Source organism: Methylotenera oryzisoli (assembly GCF_004661485.1).
Lineage (GTDB): Bacteria > Pseudomonadota > Gammaproteobacteria > Burkholderiales > Methylophilaceae > Methylotenera > Methylotenera oryzisoli.
Genome location: NZ_PQVH01000014.1, coordinates 104,144 through 116,182 on the forward strand (window position 1 = coordinate 104,144; position 12,039 = coordinate 116,182).

A 12,039-nucleotide genomic window follows, 5' to 3' on the forward strand; every position below is an offset into this window, starting at 1 on the left:
TTGATTTAATTAAAAAGGGCGATTTATCGCCCTTTTTAATTTTTAATGCTTAAGCATTCCCCTCAAGAGCCAAGTCAACGCAATACAATGTACATCCGTTAAGCAACGAGCTAACCCTAATACAATCCATGTTGCCTTATTTGATTAACTCTAATAAACTCACCTCATGAAAAAACACTTATTTTTATCACTGATTGCTATTACGCTCTCAAGCCATGCATTTGCTGAAATTTATAAGCGTGTAGATGCAGATGGTCGCGTAACCTACTCCAATATTAAAAGTAAAGGCTCAACCCGCCTTGAACTAGACCCCGACGCCAACTCGATTACCAACGAGAGCAGACCCAAAGCTAGCCCAGCCCCCTCCAAGCGGACAGTTACGCCTGACAGCTTTCCACGTGTGGATGCCAACACGCAAAACCAGCGCGATGGCAAACGTAGAGAAATTTTACAAAATGAGCTTGAAGCTGAAAAGGCAGCACTAGAAGAGGCGAAAAAAGCCTATGCCGAAGGCGAATCAAATCCTGAAGTTTACAAAACAGCAACTGGGCAAACTTTTAGAAACGTTCCAAAATTCGAAGAAAAAATGAGAAGCCTGCAAGCCAATGTAGACAATCACAAAAAAAATATCGAGCTTTTACAAAAAGAAATCGATTCGTTACGCTAACAGCCTAACTTCAAACAACGAACAAAGCCGCTATCGCACCATTTAGGTGCATTGACGGCTTTTTTGTTTTCTATTCCTGCTATACTTAAACCCATTAATATCGGGAACTAATAGGTTCTACTAATCAACCAAATCCAGATATTCAGCATCACCATATTTTTTTAGCATTGATATTCAATGGGTTAATAACCAACATGCACAACTATGGCATATTTAAAAAACTTATTCATAACACACGTTAAAACTGGTCTGTCTTTTGCTTATGGTAAGTCAATCAATGAAATGACGAGTGAAGCACTATTATGGTTCAACCAACGCCAGACCACTTTGCTGGCTTAGAGCATTTAGCAACAGCAATCATCCTTTTGGATGATCACTGCCGCGTCGCTTACGTTAACCCGGGCGCCGAAATTATATTTGCCTTTAGTGCAACCCAAATCGTTGGCCAACACATCAATGAAGTGTTTCCAGACTGCGAAATCTTAATGCTTGCAGTCAACAACGCGATTAAAGAGCAAAGCCCGTTCCGTGAGCATGAGTTCACCATTAGCACCCATCGTCACAACTCCTTTGCCGTCACATGCACAGTGACCCCGATAGAGTCTGTGGTTGCTAGCTTGATTTTAGAATTCCAACCGATGGATGCACAATTAAGAATCGCCCGTGAAGAGCGCATGCTGATTCAACAACAGGCAAATGCAGAGCTATTACGTAATTTGGCACATGAAATCCGCAACCCACTTGGCGGCTTACGTGGGGCAGCGCAACTACTAGAACACGAACTGCCGTCACCTAGCCTGCGCGAGTACACGCAAGTGATTATTAAGGAAGCCGATAGACTGCAAGCGCTGATGGATAGACTATTAATTCCACATCGCGTACCTAAGTATCAGCCTACCAATATTCATGAAGTGTTAGAACGCGTGCGCAGCCTGTTACTCGCAGAATCTCCGCGCAGTATTTTAATCAAACGAGATTATGACTTAAGCCTGCCCGAAATTATTGGTGATCGCGAAAAGCTGATACAGGCAGTATTAAATATTGCACGCAACGCCGTACAAGCCATGCAATCGAGTAAAACACCAAACAGCCAAATTACCTTTAAAACGCGTGCAGAAAGACAAGTGACCCTTGCCAGAAAACGTTACCGTGTAGCCATTAAGTTGGAGATTATTGATAACGGGCCTGGCATTCCTGCTGATATACGTGATCGTATTTTTTACCCTCTAGTATCTGGTAGCGAGGGGGGAACGGGGCTAGGCTTGACGCTTGCCCAAACCTTTGTCACACAGCATCACGGCATGATTGACTGCGATAGCACACCAGGAAACACCCGCTTCACGATACTGTTACCCATTGAAACTACAGCCATTAAACCAGCAGTAAAAATGCAATAGGCTTGCTCCTTATGCTACAGAGCACGATATTAAATGAAGTAGATACAAAGAGAATAATAAGCAAAATTTTGTGCAACTTACATAGCACCACTGATAAATGAGAAACCTATGAAACCAATCTGGATTATTGACGACGACAAATCTATACGCTGGGTCTTTGAAAAAGCGCTCGCTCGTACCGACCTCGAGTTTAAAACGTTCTCATCAGTAGTTGAGGCGCTCAATGCGCTAGATCACGAACAGCCACAAGTAGTCGTCAGCGATATCCGCATGCCAAATGGCTCAGGGTTGGACCTTCTCAGCGAGATAAAACGCAGACATCCAGACATTCCAGTCATTATTATGACCGCTTACTCTGACCTTGAAAGCGCAGTTGCCGCCTTCCAAGGTGGCGCGTTTGAATACCTAGCTAAGCCTTTCGATGTTGACCAAGCCATTGATATCATCAAACGCGCTGTAGAAGAAAGTACCAGACAAGCTTCTGAAAACGGCTTCAGCTCAGTGGCAGAAGATACTCCAGAAATCATCGGCCAAGCACCATCAATGCAAGAAGTTTTTAGGGCAATTGGTCGCTTAAGCCGCTCACACGCCACGGTGCTAATCAATGGGGAGTCAGGTAGCGGCAAAGAACTTGTTGCGCGCGCACTACATCGCCACAGCCCTCGCGCTGACAAACCGTTTATCGCCATCAATACCGCAGCGATACCCAAAGACTTATTAGAATCAGAATTATTTGGCCATGAACGTGGCGCATTTACCGGTGCAGCCGCAGGGCGCCGTGGGCGCTTTGAACAAGCTGATACTGGCACCCTATTTTTAGATGAAATCGGCGACATGCCAGCCGACCTGCAAACGCGTTTATTACGCGTACTGAGTGATGGTCAATTCTACCGTGTTGGCGGTCACCAACCTATTAAAGTCAACGTGCGTATTATTGCAGCAACCCACCAAGACTTAGAAGAACGCGTTAAAAATGGCTTATTCCGTGAAGATCTATTTCATCGCCTAAACGTGATTCGCCTACGCCTACCTGCCCTACGTGAGCGCCGTGAGGACATCCCGCTACTCATTAAGCATTTCCTACAACACAGTGCCACCGAGCTTGGCGTTGAGGCTAAACAACCTTCTGTTGCTGCACTCAAATTCTTAAGTGCAGTCAACTGGAGCGGTAACGTACGCCAGTTAGAAAACGTATGTCACTGGCTTACTGTAATGGCACCTGGCCAAAATATTGACATTGCAGACCTACCGCCAGAGTTAAAACAAGACGGTAATAAAGTAGACTCAAATGGCTCATGGCAAGAAGCACTCGCTGCAGAAGTAACCGATGCACTCAACCGTGGTGAACAAAATGTACTGGAGTCACGCACACAAATTTTTGAGCGCATTCTGATTGAAAAAGCACTCGAGCATACTCACGGACGAAGGATTGAAGCGGCTAACCAACTTGGGATGGGACGCAACACGCTCACAAGAAAGATTCAGGAGCTAGGTATTGAGGAGTAGGCTATAGCACATGCACATACTGCCATCACACACTTAATAGATAAAGCAATTAGGAATTGTAGCTTTTTAATATGAATCAGAAAATATTCTATTTATATTCAAGAGGGTAAGCTTAAAGGCTCCATTATCCATATCAGATTAACTGACTTTTAACGCGCAACATTGGAAATGAGCTTTGCTTATTCGCGTCAATTTTATTAATAAAAAACACCTGTGCTAATCGTGCATTATGATTGTTATCCCCAAAAAACTGGTTAGCGCAGTGATGAATATCCCCCTCAAATAAAATTAAGGTGTTATATACGTTATTAACCCTAACGACCTCGTCAAACATACTGTGATAACTAAAGTCTATTGGAGAGTTACTCTTAAAGTTTTCATCATTATCTTTAATTGTCTTCCAGTACAACTCATCGTTATATGAAGAGTTTTTTCTAAATAAGGATGTTCCTGCATCTAAAGGCGCATTGGGGGTTAAATACAGCACACCCGAAAATACAGTATTTTGATCTTGATGAATTAAACCTGAGCCATACTCAGCACCCACAATTTGAAAGCTAGTGCTAATCTGCCAGCGCATTACATCGTGCTCAGGAATGTGAAATATGCTGATTAACTTCTTACACACCTTATCATAGAGAGATGCACTGATATCGCGTAAATCTTTCGTGCGACATCCAGGAAAAACATAGCTAGCATCCTTCATTTCATGACGATAGGTGTATTTCTGAGAAAGTGCATACTGCCTTATTTCATCGGGATTATCATAAAAATCGCTAATGACTGTCACTGGATATAAATTCATTACAAGATCTCTTCATATTTATTACTAAACAATACCTATAAAAAAACGGCAACCTAAGTTGCCGTTTTTTAATCTATTACTTAAACACTACAGGGTAACCCCTGCCTTATCCTAGAAGAATAAGATAGCGCCTAAAGAAACAGTTTTTGCTTTTGCAGTAACATCAGCTGCAGCACGTTTGTCTAAATCGCGCTCAGATTCTGAGTACTCAGCAACCAAGTTCAAGTGTTTTGTGATTGGGTGGTAAGCACCAACTGTCCACATTGAGTCTTGAACTTCTTTGAACTGTTCGCCTGAATTACCGTCAAGTGTAGATTCACCGTATGAAACACCCAATTTAGTACCTACACCTGGAAGTGTGTATGTACCTTGAACGTACCATTGGTCTGAATCACGTGAACGACCTTGAGCATCAAAACCATCGCGCAATTGGAATGTTTGGCCGATACCATCGCCTTTACCGTAGTAACCAGTTAAACCAAAACCAGCAACGTTAACTGTAGTACCGATATCGAATGCTTGAGCGCGATCAGCACCACCAGCAGACAAACCTGATACTTTTTGATAGATACCAGAAGCCCAAACTTTACCAGCTACATCGCCAGCCCACTCATAAGAAGCTTTACCTTCGTATGCTGATGATGCGCCACTACGGCCATCGCTTGTGCCGCTTAAGCTAACAAACGGACTTGTAGTTACGTTATTTGTAGTTGAGTTAGAGCTAGTAGCGTTCCAACCTTGTGTCAAACCAACAGTGAAACTGAAGCCATTCCAGTTTGGTGATGAGTAAGCAACTTGTGATTTCCAGTCAGCGTACATGAAACCTGAACCGATACGGCCTAATGTTGTTGTGTTGCCAGCTAATGAACCAGCACCACCACCAACGCCTAACAATGTCATGTCGTTCAAGATAGCGTCAGATGCGTAGATACCTAGATCTTTACCTAACTTGATAGAACCCCATGATTTGTCACCAAATGTCAAGAATGCTTGACGGTTTTCTTGTTGTGCAGCTTGGTTACCAGCAGCAGCTGTTGAAGCACCTGGGTTTAAGCTGATTGTGAAACCAACATCTAAGTCGTTTTGACGTGTTTTACCAGAAACTGATAAGTAGTTTGGCAACAAACCAGTAGTGATATTGTTTGATGATGCTGCATCACCATTACCTAAACCTAAAGCAGCTGTACCACCGTTGTCACCACTGTATTTAGTAGTTGTGTAGTAAGCGTTTACAACACCACCGATGTCCAATGTCCAATCGCCAGCTGGAATTGTGATACCAGCTTGTGCGCTTGAAGCTGCAGCTACTAAAGCTGAAGCAACTGCTAATTTAATTGTTGTTTTCATATAAATCTCCTAAAAAATATTACTATTTTTATTACTCGATTACCTCATCAGTTTGTTGCCGTACGGCAACCAAACCAAAGAGAAAGTTTGCAAACTCTCTCAACGTTTACTACTTAAGTAGCATTCACTAAGAAGGTAGAGCGTAGTATGCACAAAGATTTTTAGGCTTACAACTAAAAGTTGGGCTTTTTGTCACAATTACTTACATTTGTTGTAATTTTGCAACATTAAAGATTTCATCGGATATATTTATGAAGTAAGAGATTGCTAATGCGGCTTACTACTTACGAACCGCCAGAGAGCAAGCACCTATTTCTGGCGCCCATCGTGTCATTAGATCCAGACATGTAGCGAAACAATCCAGCCGCATATACACCAGCGGCATACTGTCATTACCAAAAAACTATAAATACTCTTCTACAGTAAATAGCTTACGGTGCTCTCTTATTGCAAACCGATCTGTCATGCCTGCAATATAATCAGCAACCGCCCGCGCTTTATCTACTTCGGCATATACTTGAAACTCGTTTGGCAACAATCCTGTATTTTCATAAAAACACGCGAACAACTCCTGCACAATTCTGACTGCCTTTGCGCTCATGCGATTCACTTTATAGTGCTGATATAAATTTTTGCGTAAGAACTGCTTTAGCTTTAAGTTTTGTTTAGCAACATCTTCACTAAAGCCAACTAATTGCGGTAGTCGCCTAATGTCGTCGATGCTAGCAGGTTGATGCTTTGCTATGTTCTTTGCACTATGCGTACACAAATCCACGACCAAGGTGTTAATCATGCGGCGTATTGTTTCATGCACCAGCCGCTTTTGTTCCAAGACTGGATACTTTACCTTAACCTCTGCTAGATTTTGTGCAAATAATTCCACTGTCGATAGCTGCTCAATAGTGATTAAACCCGAGCGCAGACCGTCATCAATATCGTGGTTATTATAAGCAATTTCATCTGCGTAATTTGTTAGTTGCGCTTCTAGGCTAGGGCTGGTTTTTTCGATAAAGCGCACGCCCACATCACCAAGTTGCCTAGCGTTTTTGATTGAGCAGTGTTTAAGTATGCCTTCTCTAACTTCAAAGGTGAGATTTAAGCCATCAAACTCCGCATAGCGTTGCTCTAACTGGTCAACCACACGTAACGACTGCAAGTTATGCTCAAAGCCACCGTAATCACGCATGCAGTCATTAAGTGCGTCTTGCCCAGCATGACCAAATGGCGTATGCCCCAGGTCATGCGCCAAGGCAATCGCTTCTGTGAGATCCTCATGTAGGTTTAAGGTTCTTGCGATGCCACGTGCCATTTGGGCAACTTCAAGGCTATGTGTCAAGCGCGTACGGAACAGGTCACCCTCGTGGTTGACAAATACCTGAGTTTTATATTCCAAGCGACGAAAGGCTGTGGAGTGAATAATACGGTCACGGTCACGCTGGAATGCGTTGCGTGTTGACGAGGCGGGTTCGGCGTGATGCCGCCCTATAGATTGATCTGGATTGGCGGCATAAGGAGCAAGAGTATTCATGCTTGTATCTTATATAGGTAAACCACTTCTAGCAAGCTAGCCAAACACCCTAAGCCACCACCAGACAACGACTGAAAAAGTTGCAGCTTACTTTATTGACTCACCACCTAGTGCTGTTAACGGGCGCTGAGCTGACATTTTGAAACAACAGCTACATAGATGACAAAGAGAGGGTTTCTTTTAGCTTTTCAGCGTCATAATCGCTGGTAATCACCGATTTACCTATCGCCTGCTGAAGTACTAGTCTAATTTTGCCATCCGCCACTTTTTTATCTAACTGCATTAGATTGAGGTACTTTTCCGCACCCAACTTCGGTGCATCTAATGGAAGCTTTGCAGCAGTTAAGAGTTGACGAATACGAACCACCTCAGTATCGGTTAACCACCCCATGCGCTGAGACAAATCTGCAGCCATCATGGTGCCAGCGCCTACAGCCTCGCCGTGTAGCCATACGCCATAGCCCATCGCGTTTTCTATTGCATGGCCAAATGTGTGACCTAAATTCAACAAGGCTCGTTCGCCTGTCTCATGTTCATCTCGCGCAACCACGTCTGCCTTATTTTTGCATGAGCGGTAAATAGCCTCGGTGATTGCCTGCTCATCTAATGCCATTAATTGCTCAATGTGCACTTCTAACCAATCAAAAAACTCAGCATCACGGATTAAGCCATATTTAATCACCTCAGCCATGCCTGCAGAAAACTCACGCGCAGGTAAGGTTTGCAAGGTATCAATATCCGCCAACACAAGTTGCGGCTGGTAAAAAGCACCTATCATATTTTTACCGAGTGGATGATTGATGCCAGTTTTGCCGCCAACAGATGAATCTACCTGCGACAAGAGCGTAGTCGGTATCTGTATAAATGGAACTCCGCGCAGATAAGTCGCGGCGGCATAGCCAGTTAAGTCGCCAATTACGCCGCCACCGAGTGCGATTAATGTAGTGCTGCGCTCGCAGCGATTTTGTAGCAATGCATCATAAATTAAATTTAGCGTTTCACTATTTTTATACGCCTCACCATCAGGCAATATAATTGGAATTACCTTCACACCTGCAGACTGTAGGGCATTGCTTAAAGTTTCAAGGTACAGAGGCGCTACCGTTGTGTTTGTCACAATAGCTACATGCTTACGCTTCAGGTGGGGCAGGATCAAATCAGCATTTGAGATCAATGACCGCCCTATATAGATTGGATAACTTCTATTCGCTAATTCTACTTTTAGTGTTTGCATAACCATGTTTACTTTTTCAATAAATCTTCAATATAAGTCGTGATCTCAAGTGCAGATTGGGCACCGGTATCTACAATATAATCGGCCAAACTGGTATAGATAGGATCACGCTCTAAATATAAACGCTCCAATTTTTGCTTCATGTTCCCGCCTTGCAGCAAAGGTCTGGTTTTATCGTGCCTAGTACGCTGGTATAAATCATTGACTTTGCCACGCAGATAGATAATTTTCCCACTATTTTTCAGTAAGACCCGATTCTCCGGCATTAGCACCGCACCGCCGCCTGTTGCCATAATTATATCGTTCAACTGGCAAAGCTCTTCAAGGGCAAGCGTCTCCCGCTTACGGAATCCATCTTCACCTTCCAACTCGAATATAAGCGGGATTTTTACGCCGGTTCTGCGCTCAATTTCAACATCAGAATCATAAAATTCTTTATCTAATTGTTTGGATAGCATGCGCCCTATGGTGGTTTTACCTGCACCCATTAGCCCTATAAAATAGATATTATTCAAATTAAAACCACCCCTTATTACCTACAAGACTCTCATAGCGCTGGCGCATTACAGTATCTCTATTATGTAATCACACAATAGCCTGTAAAACAAAATGCCCATCATATTCTAGATGGGCATTTTATCAAAACAATGAACTACATAGTCACTACATAATCAACATCATCTATTATTGCAGGGTCAGTCGCTCATCCACTATTTTTGGAGTGATAAATATCAACAACTCTGTTTTATCATTTTGACGAGTTTTCTTCTTAAATAAGTTACCAAAAAGTGGCAGATCTCCAAAGAAGGGTACCTTACTTACATCATCACGCTCAATTTGCTCAAAAATCCCCCCCAGCACAGCGGTCTCACCATTGCCCACTAACACCTGGGTATTGATATTCTGAGTATCAATAGACGGTACGCCATTGAATATTTGACCAACCTTATCTTTTTTAATATCAAGCTCCATGATGATTTTTTCATCTGGCGTAATTTGCGGCGTCACTTCCAAACTCAACACTGCAGGTTTAAATGCAACGTTGGTAGCGCCGCTGCTTGAAGCTTGTAGATAAGGAATCTCCGTACCTGCCGCGATTTTTGCCTTGTGCTGATTGGCGGTAATAACACGCGGGCTAGACACAATCTTACCTCGCTGATCAGTCTCCATCGCGGTTAATTCTAAATTGAGTAGCAAACCAGCTGCAACATTATAAATGCTATAAGCGATTGAACCTGTCGCGTTTGCAACTGCAAGATTGGACATTAAATCAGGGAGACCATCAGAACTGGTAAAGACACCGCCATTAGTTAATGTTGTTTGCACTGCACCGTTGTGAGTACCTTGCGTGACTGTCCCAGTAGCAGACACTGCTGTTGGACGATTACCTAAAGTGCCACTTAAAGTACCAACACTGCTACCAGGGGTACCTGTTTGGGTAACACCTAGCCTAGCTCCCAGTGCCTTACTATATTTATCATCAGCAATGACCAAACGCGACTCAATCATCACCTGCTTGACAGGGATATCTGTCTTATTAATGATGGCTTGTACCTGCTCTAAATATTTAGGTGTATCCTGCACAAAGACTGTGTTAGTACGTGGATCCAGCACTGCATTTCCACGCTTGGACAGAATTTTTTGTTTAGGATCACTTAGAATATTTTTCAAAGCCTCCGCTTTCATATACTTCAAAGTAAACACTTCCGTGCGCAGTGGCTCAACATCATCAATCTGCTGTTGGCTTTCAAAGGCTTGTTTTTCTTTAGCCGCAATTTCATCTGCAGGCGCTACCAAAATCACATTGCCATTCTTGCGCTTATCCAAGCCCTTGCTTTGCATAATAATCTCAAGCGCTTGATCCCAAGGCACATCTTTAAGACGCAGTGTAAGGTTACCAGTCACGGTGTCGCTAGTAATGATATTTAAACCAGTAAAATCAGCGATCACTTGCAACACTGCACGCACTTCAATATTTTGGAAATTTAAAGACAACTTCTCGCCAGCATAGCCAGGTTTAGAGCCGCGCACTAGTTTATTTGGATCTTCCACTACCTGACGTACGTCAATGATGAATTTTTTATCTGCCTGATATGCTGATTGTTCCCAATTGCCTTTAGGCTCAATGGTCATACGCCCATTTTTACCTTGTTTTATCGTGTCAACATAAAGTACTGGTGTATTGAAGTTGATTACATTTAAACGGCGCTGCAAATTAGCTGGTACATCAGTATTAATAAAATCAACCTCAATAGTTTTACCTTTTTGCTTAATATTGATACCCGCTGAAGCATCAGACAAGTCAACAACAATCCGCCCTTCACCATTTTTTCCGCGCACAAAGTCTATATTATTAATGGCAACCGCTTTATTACCCAAAACTGGCTCTGAGAATTTGGTCTCCACACCCGCCCCTGCTGATGCCTCATTCGCCTGCAACAGGATACTCACTTCATTACCTTTTGCTGTCGTGCTATAACCTACATTTTTTGATAGATTAAGTACCATACGGGTACGATCTTTACCCTGTGCCAACGTTACACTTTTTAATGCACCGGCTTCAGCTGGAATATTGTTTTTTGCTAAACCATTACCGACCTTGGGAAAGTCCAAAGCAATACGAGAAGGATTATTCAGTGTGAATCCAGCCGGTGGATTCGCCAATGGTTCTGTGGTTCTTACACGAATATTGACACGACCGCCAGGTAGCGTTGAATAATCAACACTCTCAATTTTATTAGTTAGCCCAGCCTGATCTTCGGCAATAGCTATTGCCGAACCTAAGGTTAAGCCAAGCAACATGGTCGCCTGCAAAAGTTTTGATATCCAAATATTCGTTTTCATTATTTCACCTTAAATCCCACTTCCTAAAAATATAAAAATTTCTAGGGCCTAATGCGCTATCACAATAATTTAACTACTTTTAAACGAAACGCCGCTTCAGTAAAAGCCAAAACAGAAATCAATAAACCCCACTGCAAGTTTGCTTTTAGTTGTCAATATCCATGCACAATTACTGCTCTTGCAATACCAAACTTGTAGTACGCTCCACCCAGTCACCGGTAAGGTCATCCTGCACAAGCTCCACCAACACTATTTCACCATCTTTAATTTGTGTCACTCTGCCGTAATTCTGCCCAACATAATTACCCAGTTTAACTTGCTGCACCGATTCATCTGGCGTTTTAAGTAACGCATAGATCAACTTACTTTTAGATAACAATCCAACATATTTCAGACTCTCGAGTGGATAAGCTTCCATCGGCTCTTTGGGCCGACTCAAGTTAGGCTGCAACGCACTCGATTTATTCACAGCCTTGCGAGCACGGAACGGATCAACCAGCGTGCCATCAGCGTTATATTGCAAAGCCATATACGGCTGCACCTCTGGCAGCGGCTTTACCCTAGGCTTTACATCTTTAGTGGCATCACGCATATATTGGTCAAGATCATCACCATCTTCAAAACTGCATCCAGCAAGCACCGCGCTCAAAACACCGCAAACTAAAAGTGGCATGATGATTGGCAAGGTAAATATTCGTTTGATAATGTCAG

At 43.0% G+C, this 12,039-nt stretch carries 10 protein-coding genes; 3 read left to right on the top strand and 7 right to left on the bottom strand.

The window, feature by feature from the left end; all coding sequences use genetic code 11:
- The first annotated feature begins 166 nt into the window (after positions 1 to 166).
- From C3Y98_RS11670 to ntrC, 3 genes are all read left to right on the top strand, one after another.
- Positions 167 to 667, top strand: coding sequence for a DUF4124 domain-containing protein (locus tag C3Y98_RS11670; RefSeq protein WP_135278764.1), 501 nt, complete (start codon positions 167 to 169; stop codon positions 665 to 667).
- Between the two features lie 302 nt (positions 668 to 969).
- The gene (glnL, locus tag C3Y98_RS11675) at positions 970 to 2,064 is read left to right on the top strand and encodes a nitrogen regulation protein NR(II) (RefSeq protein WP_135278765.1); all 1,095 of its coding nucleotides are present in this window, start codon (positions 970 to 972) and stop codon (positions 2,062 to 2,064) included.
- Between the two features lie 108 nt (positions 2,065 to 2,172).
- The gene (gene ntrC, locus C3Y98_RS11680) at positions 2,173 to 3,570 is read left to right on the top strand and encodes a nitrogen regulation protein NR(I) (protein WP_135278766.1); all 1,398 of its coding nucleotides are present in this window, start codon (positions 2,173 to 2,175) and stop codon (positions 3,568 to 3,570) included.
- A gap of 133 nt (positions 3,571 to 3,703) precedes the next feature.
- Here the strand turns inward: ntrC and C3Y98_RS11685 are convergent, their stop codons facing one another.
- The 7 genes from C3Y98_RS11685 to C3Y98_RS11715 all read right to left on the bottom strand — a co-directional run bounded on the left by C3Y98_RS11685 (position 3,704) and on the right by C3Y98_RS11715 (position 12,001).
- Entirely contained in the window at positions 3,704 to 4,375 is a 672-nt protein-coding gene (locus C3Y98_RS11685; protein ID WP_135278767.1) for a DUF6445 family protein, read from the bottom strand.
- Between the two features lie 111 nt (positions 4,376 to 4,486).
- Positions 4,487 to 5,722 carry a porin gene (locus tag C3Y98_RS11690; protein WP_135278768.1) on the bottom strand — a complete coding sequence of 412 codons (1,236 nt, stop codon included), beginning with the start codon at positions 5,720 to 5,722 and terminating at the stop codon, positions 4,487 to 4,489.
- Positions 5,723 to 6,125: 403 nt separating this feature from the next.
- Complete coding sequence (locus C3Y98_RS11695; RefSeq protein ID WP_135278769.1) at positions 6,126 to 7,250, bottom strand: deoxyguanosinetriphosphate triphosphohydrolase; 1,125 nt, start codon at positions 7,248 to 7,250, stop codon at positions 6,126 to 6,128.
- A 151-nt stretch (positions 7,251 to 7,401) separates the two neighbouring features.
- On the bottom strand, positions 7,402 to 8,484 hold the full coding sequence (gene aroB, locus C3Y98_RS11700; protein WP_135278830.1) for a 3-dehydroquinate synthase: 1,083 nt from the start codon (positions 8,482 to 8,484) through the stop codon (positions 7,402 to 7,404).
- Positions 8,485 to 8,492: 8 nt separating this feature from the next.
- Positions 8,493 to 8,972, bottom strand: a complete 480-nt coding sequence (locus C3Y98_RS11705; protein ID WP_135278831.1) for a shikimate kinase — start codon at positions 8,970 to 8,972, stop codon at positions 8,493 to 8,495.
- 196 nt (positions 8,973 to 9,168) lie between these two features.
- Positions 9,169 to 11,328 (bottom strand): type IV pilus secretin PilQ, encoded by a 2,160-nt coding sequence (locus tag C3Y98_RS11710; protein WP_135278770.1) that lies wholly within the window; start codon positions 11,326 to 11,328, stop codon positions 9,169 to 9,171.
- 169 nt (positions 11,329 to 11,497) lie between these two features.
- Positions 11,498 to 12,001 carry a pilus assembly protein PilP gene (locus C3Y98_RS11715; protein ID WP_135278832.1) on the bottom strand — a complete coding sequence of 168 codons (504 nt, stop codon included), beginning with the start codon at positions 11,999 to 12,001 and terminating at the stop codon, positions 11,498 to 11,500.
- Positions 12,002 to 12,039: the final 38 nt, after the last annotated feature.